General features: G+C 71.0%; 20 protein-coding genes and 1 tRNA gene. 17 read left to right on the forward strand and 4 right to left on the reverse strand.

Annotation, left to right across the window (positions count from 1 at the left end; translation table 11 throughout):
- The first annotated feature begins 7 nt into the window (after positions 1-7).
- The 4 genes from ABZO31_RS15970 to ABZO31_RS15985 all read left to right on the forward strand — a co-directional run bounded on the left by ABZO31_RS15970 (position 8) and on the right by ABZO31_RS15985 (position 3,846).
- A complete protein-coding gene (locus ABZO31_RS15970; protein ID WP_406861890.1) occupies positions 8-595 on the forward strand; it encodes an RBBP9/YdeN family alpha/beta hydrolase in 588 nt (195 codons plus the stop codon).
- 10 nt (positions 596-605) lie between these two features.
- Positions 606-1,550: a prolyl aminopeptidase gene (pip, locus tag ABZO31_RS15975; RefSeq protein ID WP_406861891.1), complete on the forward strand. Its 945-nt coding sequence runs from the start codon at positions 606-608 to the stop codon at positions 1,548-1,550.
- A gap of 27 nt (positions 1,551-1,577) precedes the next feature.
- The gene (locus tag ABZO31_RS15980; RefSeq protein WP_406861892.1) at positions 1,578-2,171 is read left to right on the forward strand and encodes an HhH-GPD-type base excision DNA repair protein; all 594 of its coding nucleotides are present in this window, start codon (positions 1,578-1,580) and stop codon (positions 2,169-2,171) included.
- Positions 2,172-2,286: 115 nt separating this feature from the next.
- Positions 2,287-3,846 carry a M28 family metallopeptidase gene (locus ABZO31_RS15985; RefSeq protein ID WP_406861893.1) on the forward strand — a complete coding sequence of 520 codons (1,560 nt, stop codon included), beginning with the start codon at positions 2,287-2,289 and terminating at the stop codon, positions 3,844-3,846.
- A 44-nt stretch (positions 3,847-3,890) separates the two neighbouring features.
- Here ABZO31_RS15985 and ABZO31_RS15990 read toward each other — a convergent pair whose 3' ends face one another.
- Positions 3,891-5,498: a helicase HerA-like domain-containing protein gene (locus ABZO31_RS15990; protein ID WP_406861894.1), complete on the reverse strand. Its 1,608-nt coding sequence runs from the start codon at positions 5,496-5,498 to the stop codon at positions 3,891-3,893.
- A 96-nt stretch (positions 5,499-5,594) separates the two neighbouring features.
- Between ABZO31_RS15990 and ABZO31_RS15995 the strand changes: the two genes are divergently transcribed.
- Both ABZO31_RS15995 and ABZO31_RS16000 read left to right on the forward strand, forming a co-directional pair.
- Positions 5,595-5,891 carry a type II toxin-antitoxin system VapB family antitoxin gene (locus tag ABZO31_RS15995; protein ID WP_393649399.1) on the forward strand — a complete coding sequence of 99 codons (297 nt, stop codon included), beginning with the start codon at positions 5,595-5,597 and terminating at the stop codon, positions 5,889-5,891.
- A gap of 83 nt (positions 5,892-5,974) precedes the next feature.
- Positions 5,975-6,607 (forward strand): LytR C-terminal domain-containing protein, encoded by a 633-nt coding sequence (locus ABZO31_RS16000; RefSeq protein WP_406861895.1) that lies wholly within the window; start codon positions 5,975-5,977, stop codon positions 6,605-6,607.
- A gap of 59 nt (positions 6,608-6,666) precedes the next feature.
- On the opposite strand, the gene upp is transcribed toward ABZO31_RS16000, so the two are convergent.
- Positions 6,667-7,302: a uracil phosphoribosyltransferase gene (gene upp, locus ABZO31_RS16005; protein ID WP_406861896.1), complete on the reverse strand. Its 636-nt coding sequence runs from the start codon at positions 7,300-7,302 to the stop codon at positions 6,667-6,669.
- A gap of 113 nt (positions 7,303-7,415) precedes the next feature.
- On the opposite strand from upp, the gene ABZO31_RS16010 reads away from it, so the two are divergent.
- From ABZO31_RS16010 to ABZO31_RS16050, 9 genes are all read left to right on the forward strand, one after another.
- Positions 7,416-7,595, forward strand: a complete 180-nt coding sequence (locus tag ABZO31_RS16010) for a hypothetical protein (protein WP_406861897.1) — start codon at positions 7,416-7,418, stop codon at positions 7,593-7,595.
- A gap of 160 nt (positions 7,596-7,755) precedes the next feature.
- Positions 7,756-8,292 carry a hypothetical protein gene (locus ABZO31_RS16015; RefSeq protein WP_406861898.1) on the forward strand — a complete coding sequence of 179 codons (537 nt, stop codon included), beginning with the start codon at positions 7,756-7,758 and terminating at the stop codon, positions 8,290-8,292.
- 119 nt (positions 8,293-8,411) lie between these two features.
- On the forward strand, positions 8,412-8,840 hold the full coding sequence (tadA, locus tag ABZO31_RS16020) for a tRNA adenosine(34) deaminase TadA (RefSeq protein ID WP_406865369.1): 429 nt from the start codon (positions 8,412-8,414) through the stop codon (positions 8,838-8,840).
- Positions 8,841-8,907: 67 nt separating this feature from the next.
- Positions 8,908-8,992 (forward strand) — tRNA-Ser (locus ABZO31_RS16025).
- 287 nt (positions 8,993-9,279) lie between these two features.
- The gene (locus ABZO31_RS16030) at positions 9,280-9,444 is read left to right on the forward strand and encodes a hypothetical protein (protein WP_406861899.1); all 165 of its coding nucleotides are present in this window, start codon (positions 9,280-9,282) and stop codon (positions 9,442-9,444) included.
- Between the two features lie 22 nt (positions 9,445-9,466).
- A complete protein-coding gene (locus tag ABZO31_RS16035; RefSeq protein WP_406861900.1) occupies positions 9,467-9,760 on the forward strand; it encodes a Dabb family protein in 294 nt (97 codons plus the stop codon).
- Positions 9,761-9,983: 223 nt separating this feature from the next.
- Positions 9,984-10,844, forward strand: a complete 861-nt coding sequence (locus tag ABZO31_RS16040) for an RNA polymerase sigma factor SigF (RefSeq protein WP_406861901.1) — start codon at positions 9,984-9,986, stop codon at positions 10,842-10,844.
- Between the two features lie 236 nt (positions 10,845-11,080).
- Positions 11,081-11,938 carry an RNA polymerase sigma factor SigF gene (locus ABZO31_RS16045; RefSeq protein ID WP_406861903.1) on the forward strand — a complete coding sequence of 286 codons (858 nt, stop codon included), beginning with the start codon at positions 11,081-11,083 and terminating at the stop codon, positions 11,936-11,938.
- Between the two features lie 83 nt (positions 11,939-12,021).
- Entirely contained in the window at positions 12,022-12,771 is a 750-nt protein-coding gene (locus ABZO31_RS16050; protein WP_406861904.1) for a hypothetical protein, read from the forward strand.
- Between the two features lie 13 nt (positions 12,772-12,784).
- On the opposite strand, the gene ABZO31_RS16055 is transcribed toward ABZO31_RS16050, so the two are convergent.
- Positions 12,785-13,003: a hypothetical protein gene (locus ABZO31_RS16055; protein WP_406861905.1), complete on the reverse strand. Its 219-nt coding sequence runs from the start codon at positions 13,001-13,003 to the stop codon at positions 12,785-12,787.
- Between the two features lie 192 nt (positions 13,004-13,195).
- Here ABZO31_RS16055 and ABZO31_RS16060 point away from each other — a divergent pair, with 192 nt between their 5' ends.
- Both ABZO31_RS16060 and ABZO31_RS16065 read left to right on the forward strand, forming a co-directional pair.
- The gene (locus tag ABZO31_RS16060; RefSeq protein WP_406861906.1) at positions 13,196-13,639 is read left to right on the forward strand and encodes a MarR family winged helix-turn-helix transcriptional regulator; all 444 of its coding nucleotides are present in this window, start codon (positions 13,196-13,198) and stop codon (positions 13,637-13,639) included.
- 15 nt (positions 13,640-13,654) lie between these two features.
- Positions 13,655-15,235: an MDR family MFS transporter gene (locus tag ABZO31_RS16065; RefSeq protein ID WP_406861907.1), complete on the forward strand. Its 1,581-nt coding sequence runs from the start codon at positions 13,655-13,657 to the stop codon at positions 15,233-15,235.
- A 97-nt stretch (positions 15,236-15,332) separates the two neighbouring features.
- Here ABZO31_RS16065 and ABZO31_RS16070 read toward each other — a convergent pair whose 3' ends face one another.
- Positions 15,333-16,106: a TetR/AcrR family transcriptional regulator gene (locus ABZO31_RS16070; RefSeq protein ID WP_406861908.1), complete on the reverse strand. Its 774-nt coding sequence runs from the start codon at positions 16,104-16,106 to the stop codon at positions 15,333-15,335.
- Positions 16,107-16,124 lie beyond the last annotated feature (18 nt).

Consider the following 16,124-nt stretch of genomic DNA (forward strand, 5'->3'; position numbering starts at 1 on the left):
TCACGCCATGACGACGCGCCGCGACCCGAAGACCTTCCTCATCCTCCACGGCTTCCAGAACCACCGCCCCGTCGGCCACTGGCAGCACTGGCTCGCCGGTGAGCTGCGCGAACGCGGCCACGAGGTCCGGTACCCGCAGCTGCCGGAGCCGGACGCGCCGGTCCTGGAGGACTGGGTGGCGGCCCTGGAGGAGCACGGCGGCCGCCCGGAGCACGGCGAGTTCGTGGTCCTCGCCCACAGCCTGTCCGTCCTCCTCTGGCTCCGCGCCGGCGACCGCCGCCCCGACGCCGACCGCGTCCTTCTGGTGGCCCCGCCGTCGCCCCCGGTGACCGCCGCCATCCCCGAGATCGCCGCCTTCGCCGACGGCCTCGACCCCGCGCGCATCCGCCTGAAGGCCCCGACCCGCCTGGTGTACGGCGACGACGACCCGTACTGCCCCGAAGGCGCCGACGTGCACTACGCCGCCCCGCTCTCCCTGGACACCGACCACATCCCCCCGGGCGCCCACCTGAACATGGACTCCGGCTACGGCCCCTGGCCCTCGATCCTGGAGTGGTGCGAGAACCCCGAGACGCGCGTAGGCGGCAATCGGTAACGTCGGCGGAATGCTCACGGACACCGGACCCCACGCTCAGGGGCTGCTCGAGGTCGGGGACGGGAACAGGATCCACTGGGAGGTCTTCGGGAACCCCGACGGCAGGCCCGCGCTCGTCGTGCACGGCGGGCCGGGCTCCGGGTCGGGCCCGAGCGCCCCGCGGGGCTTCGACCCCGCCGTGTACCGGATCGTGCAGTTCGACCAGCGCGGCTGCGGGCGCTCCGTGCCGCACGCGAGCGACCCCGCCGCGGACCTGTCCGTGAACACCACGGCGCACCTGGTCGCGGACATGGAGCGACTGCGCGAACACCTCGGGATCGACCGCTGGCTGCTCTACGGCGGCTCGTGGGGATCCACGCTGATCCTGGCGTACGCCCAGGCCCACCCCTGGCGGGTCTCCGCGCTCGTGATCGCCGCCGTCACCACCACCCGGCGGTCCGAGATCGCCTGGCTGTACGGGGGCGTGGGCCGCTTCTTCCCCGAGGCGCACGCCCGCTTCCGGGCCGCGGTCGGCGCGGACGACGACGCGACCGCCGCCGAGCTCGTCGCCGCGTACGCGCGGCTCATGGACGACCCCGACCCTGCGGTCCGCGAGCGCGCCGCCGCCGACTGGTGCGCCTGGGAGGACGCCGTGCTGTCCGGGGAGGGGCAGGGCACGCCGTACTCCGACCGCGTCGACGCCGCCCGCCTCGGCTTCGTCCGCATCTGCGCGCACTACTTCGCGCACGGAGCGTGGCTGGAGGAAGGCGCGTTGATCCGCGACGCGCACCGCCTGGCCGGCATCCCCGGGGTGCTGATCCACGGCCGTCAGGACATGGGCAGCCCTCTGGTCACCGCCTGGGAACTGGCCCGCGCCTGGCCGGACGCCGAACTGCACGTCGTCGAGGCCGCGGGGCATCTCGGCGGCACCGAGACCCGCGACCTCGTCCGCGAGGCCCTCGCCCGCTTCGCGTGACGCCGTGGGCGGCGGGATCATCGAAGCATGAGTACTGAGATCCATCTCGCCCAGCAGCCCGAGGCCGACGCGCTCCTCGGGCGGTCCTCGCTCGCGGCGCTCACCGGGATGCTGCTGGACCAGCAGGTGCCCATGGAGTGGGCGTTCTCCGGGCCGTACACGATCACGCAGCGACTGGGGACGGACGACCTCGACGCCGGGCAGATCGCGGCCTACGACCCCGAGGCGTTCGCCGCGCTGCTGTCCGAGAAGCCGGCCGTGCACCGCTACCCCGGCTCCATGGCCAAGCGGATCCAGCAGCTGTGCCAGTTCCTGGTCGACGAGTACGGCGGGGACGCGACGGCCGTCTGGGCGGACGCGGAGAGCGGCAAGGAGCTGCTGGCGCGGCTCAAGGCGCTGCCCGGATTCGGGACGCAGAAGGCGCAGATCTTCCTCGCCCTGCTGGGCAAGCAGTACGGTGTGCGGCCGACGGGCTGGCGGGAGGCGGCCGGTCCGTACGGGGAGGCGAACTGCCACCGCTCGGCCGCCGACATCACCGGACCGGAGTCGCTGGCGAAGGTGCGCGAGTTCAAGCAGGAGGCCAAACGAGCCGCAAAAGCCGCAAAAGCGGGCGGGAATTGACGATTCCGCATGTCAATTCTGCTAAATGCCGCATGAATTGGCGCCGAGATGTTCACAGATTGCCCCGGAGATCGCTAACTTCCCTTCAACCTCGTTCGCACCGGGAAGGACCTCTGTGAACGCAACCCATCGCAGAGCCGCGGCCACCCTGGCCGCAGCCGCACTCGCGACCCCGCTCCTGCTGGCCGCCTCCCCCGCCTCCGCCGCCCCCGAACCGGGGAAGGCGGCGTCCAAGGACGCCGCCAAGCTGGCGCAGAAGCTGGTCCGCGAGGCGTCCGGCAAGGACGCCCGCAAGCACCTCGAGCGGTTCCAGGCGATAGCCGACTCGGCCGGCGGCCACCGCGCCGCCGGCTCGCTCGGGCACGACGCCTCCGCGGCGTACGTGTACCAGCTGCTCAAGAAGGCCGGATACAACGTCTCGTACCAGAAGTTCGAGTTCCAGTACACCGAGACCCAGGCCGAGAAGCTCTCCGTCGTCTCGCCCGCGCCCCGTGACATCGAGGTCGCGGCGATGACGTACACCAAGTCGACCCCGGTCGGCGGCATCAAGGCCGAGCTGGCCGCCGCCCCGGTCGACGCCGACGGCACGAACGGCTGTGAGCCCGGCGACTTCGCCGCCGGCACGTTCACCGGCAAGATCGCCCTGATCAAGCGCGGCGGCTGCACCTTCGCCGCCAAGCAGGAGAACGCCGCCGCCGCGGGCGCGGTCGGCGCGATCATCTACAACAACACCGACGGCGCCCTCTCCGGCACCCTCGGCGACCCGGCCGCCGGCAAGCTGCCCACCGGCGGCATCACCCAGGCCGAGGGCGAGAAGCTCGCCGCCGACCTGGCCAAGGGCCCGGTCGAGCTCTCCTACGAGATCCGTCAGCTCCAGGAGAAGCGCACCACCAACAACGTCATCGCGGAGACGAAGACCGGCAACGCGGCCAACACCGTGATGCTCGGCGCCCACCTCGACTCCGTCACCGCCGGCCCCGGCATCAACGACAACGGCTCCGGCTCCGCCGGCATCCTCGACGTCGCCCTGAAGCTGGCCAAGGCCGAGAAGAAGCCGACCAACAAGGTCCGCTTCGCCTGGTGGTCCGCCGAGGAGAACGGCCTGCTCGGCTCCGAGCACTACGTCGCGAACATGAGCGAGCTGGACAAGAAGGAAGTCAAGCTCTACCTCAACTTCGACATGATCGCCTCGCCCAACTACGGCCTGTTCGTGTACGACGGCGACAACTCCGACGGCGTCGGCGCGGGCCCCGGCCCAACGGGCTCGGCCCAGCTCGAGCGCGACATCACCGACTTCATGGACAAGCGCGGTCTGCCGCACGCGGGCACCGACTTCTCCGGCCGCTCCGACTACGGCCCGTTCATCGAGGTCGGCATCCCGTCCGGCGGCACCTTCACCGGCGCCGAGGGCATCAAGACGGCGGCCGAGGCGGAGAAGTTCGGCGGCGAGGCGGGTGTCGCGTACGACGTGAACTACCACGCCGCGGGCGACGACATCAGCAACATCAACATGAAGGCGTTCGACGCCAACATCGACGTCATCGCCAACGCCGTGGGCACCTACGCCCACGACATCAGCTCCCTGAAGCGTCCGGTCGTGTCCACCCCGACCGACGGCGGCTCGGGCGGCGGCGGCGGTCTGCACGAGGGCCACGACCACGAGGTCACCGAGTAAGCACCGCACCACCTGGTAGGACCCGGCACCCAGGGGGCCGGGTCCTACCTCCTTCTCCTCGACGTGCCGAAGAGCGAGCGGGTGATCTCGCGGCCCAGCTGCGTCCCCACCGACCGGGCAAGGGACTTGAACATCCCGCTGCCGACGACCTGCCGGACGAGGGACTCGTCGTCCCCCGACTCCGGCGCCCGACGCGCAGGCTCCGCCGCCCTCGGTTTCTCCGGGACCGGCTCCTCGTCCGCTCTCGGCTGCTCCGCCGTCAGCCGCTCGTACGCCGACTCCCGGTCCACCGCCGTCGCGTACCGCCCGTACGCCTCCGAGCCCCGCACCGCCGCGTCCAGCGCGGCCGCGTCGACCGGGCCCATCAGCGACTCCGGGGCCCTCAGCCGCGTCACCGCCACCGGCGTGGGCGCGCCGGTCTCGCCGAGCACCGTCACCACCGCCTCGCCGGTGCCGAGGCCGGTGAGAACCTCCTCCAGGTCGTACGCCGAGTCCGGGAACGTCCGCACCGTCGCCTTCAGCGCCTTCGCGTCGTCCGGTGTGAACGCCCGCAGCGCGTGCTGCACCCGGTTGCCCAACTGCGCGAGCACGTCCGCCGGGACGTCCTTCGGCGTCTGGGTCACGAAGAACACCCCGACGCCCTTCGAGCGGATCAGCCGCACCGTCTGCGTGATCGACTCCAGGAACGCCTTCGACGCCCCGCTGAACAGCAGATGCGCCTCGTCGAAGAAGAACACCAGCTTCGGCCGGTCCAGGTCGCCGACCTCCGGAAGATCGTGGAACAGGTCAGCGAGCAGCCACATCAGGAACGTCGAGAACAGCTGCGGCTTGTCCTGGACCGCCGGCAGCTCCAGCACGGACACCACCCCGCGCCCGTCCTCCGCCGTCCGCAGCAGCTCCGCGGTGTCGAACTCCGGCTCCCCGAAGAACTCGGCTGTGCCCTGCTGCTCGAAGGCCGTGAGGGACCGCAGGATCACCCCGGCCGTCGCGGTCGACAGGCCGCCGACGCCCTTCAGCTCCGGCCTGCCCTCGTCCGAGACGAGGAAGGCCACCACCGCCCGCAGGTCCTTGAGGTCCACCAGCTCCAGACCCTTCCGGTCCGCGTAGTGGAAGATCAGGCCGAGCGACTGCTCCTGCGTCCGGTTGAGCTGCAGCACCTTCGCGAGCAGCACCGGGCCGAAGCTGGTCACCGTGGCCCGTACGGGGATGCCCGCGCCGAGACCGCCGAGGCCGTAGAACGCGCAGGGGAAGCCGGTGGCCGTCCACTCCTGGCCGACCTGCGCGGCGCGTTCCCGTACCTTCTCGCCGTCCCGGCCCGGCGCGGAGAGCCCGGACAGGTCGCCCTTCACGTCCGCGAGGAACACCGGGACGCCCTGCGCGGAGAGCTGTTCGGCGATCAGCTGGAGGGTCTTGGTCTTGCCGGTGCCGGTCGCTCCGGCGACCAGTCCGTGCCGGTTGAGCAGGCCGAGCGGGACGCGGATCCGCGCGCCCGGGTGACAGGCGCCGTCCCAGAGCAGGGCCCCCAGATCGAGTGCGTCTCCCCGGAAGGCGTAGCCGGCCGCGATCGCGGCGGCGGGCCCCTCCGGCACGACCCCCGACACGGCCTCCGGCACCGCATCGGTGGAGGTCGGAGGCTGGTCGCTCACGCTCATCACGGGACCCCGATTCCGGGTTTGCGGTGTTTCGACCAGCATCGCACCGCGTCCGCGTGGCTGCGCAGGGGACCGGTCGCCCGGTAGGCTTTCCGTGTGATCTTCAAGCGTATCGGTACCGGGAAGCCGTATCCCGACCACGGCCGGGAAAGCACCCGCCAGTGGGCGGACGTCGCGCCGCGCCCGGTCCGCCTCGATCAGCTCGTGACCACCAAGGGTCAGCTGGACCTGGAGACCCTGCTCGCCGAGGACTCGACCTTCTACGGCGACCTCTTCGCGCACGTGGTCAAGTGGCAGGGCGACCTCTACCTGGAGGACGGGCTGCACCGCGCCGTCCGCGCCGCGCTCCAGCAGCGCCAGGTGCTGCACGCCCGCGTGCTCGAACTGGACTGACGCGACGGCACCACTGGTCCATCCGGACGCGATCACATGATCATCAAGTAGGCAACTCCGGCGGGCCGCATTACGCTGCGCCCATGAGCATGCTCACTCCACCCGGTATGGGCGGAAAGTACCGCATCACGGGGGACGTCTACCCGCGCATGCGCCGCCCCCGCCGCCGGCGCAGGATCGTCCTCGCCTCGCTCGCCGCCGTGGTCGTGCTGGGCGCGGCCGGGTGGGGGACGATGCAACTGGTCGACGTCTTCTCCGGAGGGGAAGACACCGCGAACGCCGCCGCCCGCAGCGGCGCCGACTGCAAACCCGTCGCGAAACCCACCGCCCCGCCCGCGGCCGTGCTCCCGAAGCCCGCGCAGATCACGGTGAACGTCTACAACGCGACCCCGCGCGGCGGACTCGCCAAGGCGACCGCCGACGAGCTCAAGAAACGCGGCTTCGCCATCGGCAAGGTCGGCAACGCCCCCGTCGCGTACGACAAGAAGGTCCCCGGCTCCGCGATCCTGCTCGGCGCGCCGGCGGCCGTGAAGGGCGCGTTCCCGGTCCTGGGCACCCAGCTCAAGGGCGCGGCGACGAAGACCGACACCCGGGCCACCGCCGACGTGGACCTGATCATCGGTACGGCCTTCAAGACCCTCGACCCGAAGACGACGGCGGACGCGGCCCTGGTCGCGCTCAACGCGCCCAAGCCCGCGCCCGCCAAGAAGTGCTGAAGCGCTGACGGAACCGGCCCGCGCGGCCGGTTCCGTCTTCCGTACGGTCGTACGGCCGGTTACTCCGCCGCGCCGTACATGCGGTCGCCCGCGTCGCCGAGGCCCGGCACGATGTAGCCGTTCTCGTTGAGCCGCTCGTCGACGGAGGCCGTCACGACGGTCACCGGCGTGCCCGCCAGCTCGCGCTCCATCAGCTCGACGCCCTCCGGGGCGGCGAGCAGCACGACCGCGGTCACGTCGTCGGCGCCGCGCTTGATCAGCTCCTGGATCGCGGCGACCAGCGTGCCGCCGGTGGCCAGCATCGGGTCCAGGACGTAGACCTGGCGGCCCGAGAGGTCCTCCGGCATCCGCGTGGCGTAGGTCGACGCCTCCAGCGTCTCCTCGTTGCGGATCATGCCCAGGAAGCCCACCTCGGCGGTCGGCAGCAGCCGCACCATGCCGTCGAGCATGCCGAGGCCGGCCCGCAGGATCGGGACCACCAGCGGCCGCGGGTACGACAGCTTCACGCCGGTCGTCGGCGTGACGGGGGTCTCGATGTCGACCTGCTCGGTGCGCACGTCCCTGGTGGCCTCGTAGGCGAGCAGGGTGACCAGCTCGTCGGCCAGTCGGCGGAAGGTCGGGGAATCGGTGCGCTTGTCGCGCAGAGTGGTGAGCTTGTGGGCGACCAGCGGGTGATCGACGACGTGGAGACGCATGCGCCAACAGTAGCCCGCACTGGCGTCCACCCACGCCGTGGAGAGAAGGTGGGCTCGTACACGGTTCCGTACACGGAGTCGTACACGGAACCCTGCCCGTGGGGTGGTGGGCCATGCCGCAGCAGCGACAGGACGACGAACCGCGCGAGACCGACGCCGAGCGCCGGCGGCGACGCGCCCAGTTCCTGCGCGATCTGAACGAGGCCAGGGCGCTGCGCGAACGCGTCCAGCCACGCCGGGCCAGGGCGGCCCGAATGCGCCAGGCGATGCGCATGCGGACGTTCCGCTGGTGACCCGCACGGGTCTGCCAAGCGCGTCCGGAGGTCAGACTGATGCACGACGCAAGAGCAGAAGACCTCTCCTGAAGCCGCTCTTTCTGCCACGATGCCGATTGGGCGGGGCTACGGAGCGCACCGCCGGTTCGACACACCTCTGATCAGTGGGAGAGTCACGGTGTACTTCGCCGCACTGCTCGCGCGCACCGAAGACGGGTGGGAAGCGAGCGACACGGAACTCGACGACGTGGAGACCCTGTCCGACCTGACCGAGCTCGCCCGCGAGGCGTCGGTCGACGAGGACACGGTGGTCGTCTACATGGAGCAGGAGGACGCGTGGTTCGCCATCGTCCGTGTCGAGGGTGAGGACGACCCTCGCATCTACGTCTCGGACGGGGCCGCCGCCGCCCGCTCGTCCTACGGGGAGATCCTGACCAAGGAGATCCTGGGCACGGACCGGGACGACGACGCCGACGACCTGGACGCGCTGGACCTCGACGGCACCGAGGACGGCGAGCCGGAGGCCGAGGACGACGGGGACGACGACGGCGGCGCGGCCGCCGACGCGGCGCCCTCGGGTCCGGTCGGCGACCGGCTGGTCCTCGACGACCTGGGCGTGTCGGAGCGCGCGCTGCGGTCGCTGGAGCCGGGCGAGGCACTCAACGAGATCGCGGACGTCCTCGGCGCCGCGGAAGTGCTGGAGACCGTCCGCTAGTGATGCAGTCCGTACCACCCGGATCGGGACCGGCCGCCGCCGGTCCCGATTCCGTTCCCGACCCTGTCACCCACACCCCCGTCGTCCACGACCCCGTACGCGACCCCTGGCGCGCCGCGATGCGGCTCGCGATGGCGGAGGCCGACGCGGCCGCCCTGGGCGGCGACGTGCCGGTCGGCGCGGTCCTGCTGGGCCCGGACGGCGCGGTCCTCGCCGCCGGGCACAACGAGCGCGAGGCGACCCACGACCCGACCGCGCACGCGGAGGTCCTCGCCCTGCGCCGGGCGGCGGAGATCCGCGGGGAGTGGCGGCTGACCGGCTGCACGCTCGTCGTCACCCTCGAACCGTGCGTGATGTGCGCGGGCGCGCTGGTCCAGGCGCGGGTCGACCGGGTCGTGTACGGCGCGGTGGACGAGAAGGCGGGCGCGGCCGGCTCGCTCTGGGACCTCGTGCGCGACCGCCGGCTGAACCACCGCCCCGAGGTGATCGCCGGTGTGCTGGCGGAGGAGTGCTCGGCTCAGCTGACGGCCTTCTTCCGGGCCCGCTGACCTGCGGACGACGCCTCCGGGGATATGGATTTCATCGCAGGGGCACCTTTGGGCTAAGCTCTCTCTCGGTAGCGTGTCCGAGCGGCCGAAGGAGCTCGCCTCGAAAGCGAGTGTGGCGCAAGTCACCGAGGGTTCAAATCCCTCCGCTACCGCTTCTGTACGAAGGGCCCGGTGCATCGCACCGGGCCCTTCGTCGTATCGGAACCGGACCCGCAAGTCCGCGCCGCGCTCGGGGGAGTGCGCGGGCGGGCCCCGCAGTGGAGGCCGGTTCCACGAGCCGCCGGATTCCTGCCAGATCCGTCGGGCTCTGTTCCATCGTGCGCCCTTCGCCCGGCCCCTGAAGCCCGGCAAAGGGCCTCGAAAGCCGGGCCATTGGTCCTTAAGAACGGGGTAAGGGCTCGGTTAGACTCACGCGACCGCGCCGGGGAGGGCAGAACTGATGGTCGAGGCGAAGAAGATCGCACTGTGGATCGTCATCGTCTTTGTGCTGTACACGATCGTCGTCTCGCCCAAGAGGGCCGCTGAGCTCGTCGGGGTAGGGTTCGAGGGCATATCGTCCGCCGCACAGGGCGTCGGCGAGTTCATGACCGAGCTCGTCAACTAGAGCACCGACGAGGAGTCCTGCTGTGATCCGCCATCTGGTCCTGTTCAAGCTCAACGACGGGGTGGAGCGCGACGAGCCGCGCGTCGTGGCCGGCGCCGAGGCCTTCAAGGCCCTGGGCGGGGTGATTCCGGAGCTGACGCACTGGGAGTGCGCCTGGAACATCACCGACCGCCCCATCGCCTACGACTTCGCCATCAACTCGGCGGTCGAGGACACGGACGCGCTGAAGCGGTACATCGAGCACCCCGACCACCAGGCGGCCGCCGCCCAGTGGCGTGAGTTCGCCACGTGGGTGATCGCGGACTACGAGTTCTGACCGACCCGCAGGCCGGGAGCACGGCCCCGGATCATGGCCCCTCGCCTTCGCGGCGGGGGGCCTTGCTGCTTCTCCACCCACCCCCTACCCGTCCAACTTGCCCTCAACACGTGCTTATACGGTGCTTGCACACAGTGGACATGTCTTGTGATGCTATGACCGCTTTTGACGGATGAGTTGACCGTAGTTGACCAGCAAGACCAGCCAGAGGGGTGGCGTGAACGTGCCGGCCAGTACTGCGCCTCAGGTGCCGCCCCAGCCCGAGTCCTCGGGCGAGCAGGAGCCCGACGCCCCCCGACCGCGGGAGCGCGAGCGCAGCAGCCGTGGGGCCGACACCCGGGCGCTCACCCAGGTGCTCTTCGGGCAGCTGAAGAACCTGGAGCCGGGCACCCCCGAGCACGACCGGATCCGCGGCGCGCTGATCGAGGCCAACCTGCCCCTGGTGCGGTACGCGGCGGCCCGCTTCCGCTCCCGCAACGAGCCGATGGAGGACGTCGTCCAGGTCGGCACCATCGGCCTGATCAACGCCATCGACCGGTTCGACCCGGACCGGGGCGTGCAGTTCCCGACCTTCGCCATGCCGACCGTCGTCGGCGAGATCAAGCGGTACTTCCGCGACAACGTGCGCACCGTCCACGTACCGCGGCGCCTCCACGAGCTCTGGGTCCAGGTCAACGGCGCCACGGAGGACCTGACCACCGCCCACGGGCGCTCCCCCACCACCGCCGAGATCGCCGAGCGCCTGAAGATCGGCGAGGACGAGGTGCTGGCCTGCATCGAGGCCGGCCGCTCGTACCACGCCACCTCCCTCGAGGCGGCCCAGGAGGGCGACGGGCTGCCCGGACTGCTCGACCGGCTCGGCTACGAGGACCCCGCGCTCGCCGGCGTCGAACACCGCGACCTCGTCCGGCACCTGCTCGTCCAACTCCCCGAGCGGGAGCAGCGCATCCTGATGCTCCGTTACTACAGCAATCTGACCCAGTCTCAGATCAGCCAGGAACTCGGGGTTTCGCAGATGCACGTGTCAAGGCTCCTCGCCCGCAGCTTCGCCCGGTTGAGATCCGCAAATCGGATCGAGGCATAGCCGGAACGGGTAGACCGGTTCGGAGCAGTTCCGACGCTCCCCAAATGCCGTACACCCCTTGTTTCCTGCGGATATCCGCCCCCGCCTTGTCGACAAGTCACTACAGCGTGTTGCCGACATGTGACATTCTGCTGGAACCGCGTTTGGCGCAGCCCCGCCTCCGGTATTCAGGTGGAGGCTGCGTTCCTCCGATGGTCGTGGCCGCCGCGACCGTCCCGCGACCTCAAGGGGGTGGCATGTCCGCAGAACAGGGCAGCTCGAAGGTGCTCACGCTCCCCGTGAACGAGCCCGCCGAGCAGCTTCCCGTGCCTTCGGGAGCCATCGACACCCGCACGCTGTCCCGCTCCCTGTTCCTCAGGCTGCGCGCCCTCGACGCCGACGGCGTGGCGGCGGACAGCCCGGAGCGGACCTACGTCCGCGACACCCTCATCGAACTCAACCTCCCGCTGGTGCGGTACGCGGCGGCCCGGTTCCGCTCGCGCAACGAGCCGATGGAGGACATCGTCCAGGTCGGCACGATCGGTCTGATCAAGGCCATCGACCGTTTCGACTGCGAACGGGGCGTGGAATTCCCGACGTTCGCGATGCCGACGGTGGTCGGCGAGATCAAGCGCTTCTTCCGCGACACCTCGTGGTCGGTGCGGGTGCCGCGCCGGCTGCAGGAGCTGCGCCTGGCGCTGACGAAGGCCAGTGACGAGCTGTCGCAGAAGCTGGACCGCTCCCCCACAGTCCCCGAACTCGCCGCGGTACTGGGGGTGTCGGAGGAGGACGTCGTCGACGGCCTCGCGGTCGGCAACGCGTACACCGCCTCCTCGCTCGACTCCCCGTCGCCCGAGGACGACGGCGGCGAGGGCTCGCTCGCGGACCGGCTCGGCTACGAGGACACCGCGCTCGAGGGCGTGGAGTACCGCGAGTCGCTGAAGCCGCTGCTGGCCAAACTCCCGCCCAGGGAACGGCAGATCATCATGCTGCGGTTCTTCGCCAACATGACGCAGTCGCAGATCGGCGAGGAGGTCGGCATCTCGCAGATGCACGTCTCGCGGCTGCTCACGCGCACGCTGGCACAGCTGCGCGAGGGCCTGATCGCGGACTGAGCGGCCTACCACACCGGCCGCACCCGCGCAGGAAGTCCACCCTTTCGCTTCCTTCTTGACGGACCGTCAGCCACACTGGCGCGATGCGACGGAGGCGGCTGGGGTTTCTGGCGGCGGCGCTCTGCCTCGGCGGGGCGCTGACCGCGTGCGGCGGCGGGAACGACGGCGAGGGCTACGCGGCGGTGGGCGCCCGCGGTGTGGCCTCGCCGGGCGGCGCGGCCACGCCCTCGGGCCCGGTGCGCCTGGTCCCCCTGGACAGCCCCTCGGCGAGCGGGACGACGTCGAGCACCTCGTCCCCGAAGCCGGAGGCGACGGGCGCGGATGCGGGTACGGACACGGAGGCCGGCCCCGGTACGCCGACGGGCTCGGCGACGGTGACGCTGCCGGGCGCCGGAGCCACCGGCCCCACGCTCCCCGGCGCGACGACTCCGCCGCTCCCGGCCCCGGGCACCTCCGGAACCCCGCCGAGCGCCCCCGGCACCCCGAGCACGCCTCGCCCGTCCGGTACGACACCGCCGCCCCCGGGCCCCGCCCTGCTGACGCTCTCCGTCCCGGAGCTCGCCGACGCCGACCGCCGCTGGTGCGAGCGAGTCACCCTCACCTTCCGCAACACCGGCGGCACGGCCGCCGGCTCGGGCACGGTCGCCTTCGAGACGCACATCATCGGCGCCCTGGGCGTCGACTGGGCGACCATCGCCTCCACCCAGCCCCTGCCGGCGCCGATCGCCGCGGGCACGTCGAAGCGGCACACCTACACGGTGTGTGTGGAATCCTGGCGCGTCCCCCTCGGCATGCACGTCGACACGCAGAAGGTCACGGCGACCTGGAAATGACGAGCGCGGGCGATCAGCCCAGCGCGAGCCAGGCGACCGCGGCGACGACGGCGATCGCAGCGACGATGCCGACGATCAGGCCCACCCGGGGGCCGGAGGACTGGGCGGCGGGCTGGGCCTGGCGCTGCGGGCCGGCCTCGTCGACGAAGGCGCGGAACATCTGGGTGCTGCCGGCCGGGTCGTAAGAGCCCTCGGGGCCCTGGCCCTGCGGGGCATGGGGGTTGTGTGCCATGGGAAGGGACCCTAGCGAACCGGGGGTTGCGGCCCCAACCCCCGCCCCGGGCTCCGGCACCGGTCCCGCACATCGCCTACCCCATCACCTCCCCCTTTGCCGTTTCTTTAGCGCCGTTTGACCGTTTTAGTTTGCCTGAAGCAACCATCTATCTCTATGGTTGCCCTAAGCAACAAGATGTCTGGGGTAGCCGTGGACGAGCCGAACCGGTACGAGAACCTCACCCGCCAGGTCAGCGCCATCAGCGCGGTCAGACGCGGCATGGCGCGCTCCCTGCCCGCCGACTGCCCGCCCGGCACCGCCGGGGTGATCGCCCTGGTCCAGCGCCACGGCGACCTGCGCATCGGCCGGATCTCCGAGCTGATGGGCGTCGACATGTCGGTCAGCAGCCGGCACGTCGCCCATGCCGTCGAGCGCGGCTGGGTCGAGCGGCTGCCCGACCCGGACGACCGGCGCTCGCGCATCCTCCGCCTCACCGCCGAGGGGAGCGACAAGCTCGCCGAGCTGGACCGCCGGCTCACCGCGATGCTCGCACAGAAGCTGGCGGACTGGTCCGACGACGACATCGAGCAGCTGACCGCGATGCTCTCCCGGTTCCGCGACGCCTTCGGGGACTGCCGCGCCCACCACGCCTGACGACGAAGGAAGTTCATGGCCACGACCACCGCCGCCCCCGCGACACAAGCGGGCGGACCCGCCTCCGGGGCGCCCATGTCCCACCGGCAGATCATGGAGGCGCTCTCCGGGCTGCTTCTCGGCATGTTCGTCGCGATCCTGTCGTCGACGATCGTCTCCAACGCGCTGCCCCAGATCATCACCGACCTCGGCGGCGGGCAGTCCGCGTACACCTGGGTCGTCACCGCGGCCCTGCTGTCGATGACGGCGACCACGCCGCTGTGGGGCAAGCTGGCCGACCTCTTCTCCAAGAAGCTGCTCGTCCAGGTCGCCCTGCTCATCTACGTGGCCGGTTCGCTCGTGGCCGGCCTCGCCCAGAGCACCGGCATGCTGATCGCCTGCCGCGTCGTCCAGGGCATAGGCGTCGGCGGTCTCACCGCGCTCTCCCAGATCATCCTGGCCGCGATGATCGCCCCCCGCGAGCGCGGCCGGTACAGCGGCTACCTCGGCGCGGTCTTCGCCGTCGCCACCGTCGGCGGCCCGCTGCTCGGCGGCGTGATCACCGACACCGAGTGGCTCGGCTGGCGCTGGTGCTTCTACGTCGGCGTGCCGTTCGCGCTGATTGCCCTGGTCGTGCTGCAGAAGACCCTGAAGCTCCCGGTCGTGAAGCGGGACGCGAAGGTCGACTGGGCGGGCGCGTTCTTCATCAGCGCCGCGGTCTCGCTGCTGCTGATCTGGGTCACCTTCGCCGGCGACAAGTACGACTGGATGTCCTGGCAGACGGCCGTCATGGTCGGCGGCTCGGTCCTGCTCGGCGCGGTCTTCCTGTTCGTCGAGTCGCGGGCGAGCGAGCCGATCATCCCGCTGCGCCTCTTCCGCAACCGCACGATCACCCTCGCCTCGCTGGCCTCGCTCTTCGTGGGCGTCGCGATGTTCGCCGGCACGGTGTTCTTCAGCCAGTACTTCCAGCTGGCCCGGAACGAGTCGCCGACGATGTCCGGCGTCCTCACCATCCCGATGATCGCGGGCCTGTTCGTCTCGTCCACGGCCTCCGGCATGATCATCACCAAGACCGGCCGCTGGAAGGCCTGGCTGATCAGCGGCGGCGCGCTCGCCACCGGCGGCCTCGGCCTGCTCGGCACGGTCCGGTATGACACCGAGTACTGGCACATCGCCCTGTTCATGGCGGTCCTGGGTCTCGGCCTCGGCATGATGATGCAGAACCTCGTGCTCTGCACCCAGAACCAGGTCGACCCCTCCGACCTCGGCGCGGCCTCTTCCGTCGTCACCTTCTTCCGCTCCCTCGGCGGCGCGATCGGCGTCTCGGCGCTCGGCGCGATCATGGCCCACCGGGTCACCGACTACGTCAAGGAGGGCCTCGCCGAGCTGGGCCCGAAGGCCGCGGCGGCCATGGGCCAGGGCGGCACGGGCGGCGGGATCCCTGACATGGACAAGCTGCCGGCCCCGATCCGCACGGTCATGGAGGACGCGTACGGGCACGGGATCGGCGACATCTTCCTCTACTCGGCGCCGTTCGCCCTGCTCGCCTTCCTGGTGACGCTGTTCATCAAGGAGGTCGCGCTGAAGAGCAACAGCGCGGCGGCGGAGGCGAAGTAGCGGGGCGCGGGCAGGCGGAAAAAGCCCCCGGCCGCGCTCCGAGCGAAGGCGCGGCCGGGTTCACGAAGTGGCAGGCAGGGGACGGCCTGCCACTTCGTCATTCCTCGTCGCGCTGGCGTTCGACCATGACCTCGATGCCCGCCACCAGCACGTCCAGCGCGTAGTCGAAGTCACGGTCCCAGATGGCGCTGACACTGCCGTGCGACTGCCGCTCGTCGAGGATGTCGCCCATGCCCTCCAGGGCGTCCAGGAACTGCTCGTCCTCGCGGAACGCCTTGATCGAGTCGGTGTAGAAGTCGTCCTGCGACATCCCGGCGTCCGCGGCGCTGCGGCCGAACTGGGCCTCGATGGTGCCGTAGCCGTACACGAACTGGAAGACCGCCGACATCGCGCTCGGCTGACGGCCGATCGGCAGACCGGTGTCCCGGATCGCCGCCTGGATCTCGGAGCCGACGGCGATCGCGTGCGGGCCGATGTTCAGGTACTGGCCCGCGCACGGCGACATCCACGGGTGCCGGACCAGCATCCGGCGGTAGGCCAGGGCGAGTGTCCTGATCCGCTGCCGCCAGTCGCCGGCCGCGTCCACCGCGGCGAGGTCGATCTCGCCGTAGCAGGTGTCGAGGGCGTACTCGATGATGTCGTCCTTGGTGTCCACGTACCAGTACAGGGACATCGCCGTGACGCCGAGTTCGGTGGCCAGCTTGCGCATCGACAGCTTGGCCAGGCCCTCCTCGTCGAGCATCCGGACCGAGGCGGCCACGATCCGGTCCCGGTCGAGCCCGGCCGGGCCGCCCCCGCTGCGGGCGGCCCTCTTCTCCAGCCAGACGCTGGAACGCGCCGGGTTCTTGGCCCGATCGGCTGCCTTGACCATCGCGTTCCTCCGTCAGTC

The organism is Streptomyces solicamelliae (assembly GCF_045348655.1).
Taxonomy (GTDB): Bacteria; Actinomycetota; Actinomycetes; order Streptomycetales; family Streptomycetaceae; genus Streptomyces; species Streptomyces solicamelliae.

Coding starts and splice junctions, on each gene's coding strand:
- ABZO31_RS15970 (WP_406861890.1), top strand. CDS start 8: ATGACGACGCGCCGCGACCCGAAGACCTTCCTCATCCTCCACGGCTTC.
- pip (WP_406861891.1), top strand. CDS start 606: ATGCTCACGGACACCGGACCCCACGCTCAGGGGCTGCTCGAGGTCGGG.
- ABZO31_RS15980 (WP_406861892.1), top strand. CDS start 1,578: ATGAGTACTGAGATCCATCTCGCCCAGCAGCCCGAGGCCGACGCGCTC.
- ABZO31_RS15990 (WP_406861894.1), bottom strand. CDS start 5,498: ATGAGCGTGAGCGACCAGCCTCCGACCTCCACCGATGCGGTGCCGGAG.
- ABZO31_RS16000 (WP_406861895.1), top strand. CDS start 5,975: ATGAGCATGCTCACTCCACCCGGTATGGGCGGAAAGTACCGCATCACG.
- upp (WP_406861896.1), bottom strand. CDS start 7,302: ATGCGTCTCCACGTCGTCGATCACCCGCTGGTCGCCCACAAGCTCACC.
- ABZO31_RS16010 (WP_406861897.1), top strand. CDS start 7,416: ATGCCGCAGCAGCGACAGGACGACGAACCGCGCGAGACCGACGCCGAG.
- tadA (WP_406865369.1), top strand. CDS start 8,412: ATGCGGCTCGCGATGGCGGAGGCCGACGCGGCCGCCCTGGGCGGCGAC.
- ABZO31_RS16030 (WP_406861899.1), top strand. CDS start 9,280: ATGGTCGAGGCGAAGAAGATCGCACTGTGGATCGTCATCGTCTTTGTG.
- ABZO31_RS16045 (WP_406861903.1), top strand. CDS start 11,081: ATGTCCGCAGAACAGGGCAGCTCGAAGGTGCTCACGCTCCCCGTGAAC.
- ABZO31_RS16050 (WP_406861904.1), top strand. CDS start 12,022: ATGCGACGGAGGCGGCTGGGGTTTCTGGCGGCGGCGCTCTGCCTCGGC.
- ABZO31_RS16055 (WP_406861905.1), bottom strand. CDS start 13,003: ATGGCACACAACCCCCATGCCCCGCAGGGCCAGGGCCCCGAGGGCTCT.
- ABZO31_RS16065 (WP_406861907.1), top strand. CDS start 13,655: ATGGCCACGACCACCGCCGCCCCCGCGACACAAGCGGGCGGACCCGCC.
- ABZO31_RS16070 (WP_406861908.1), bottom strand. CDS start 16,106: ATGGTCAAGGCAGCCGATCGGGCCAAGAACCCGGCGCGTTCCAGCGTC.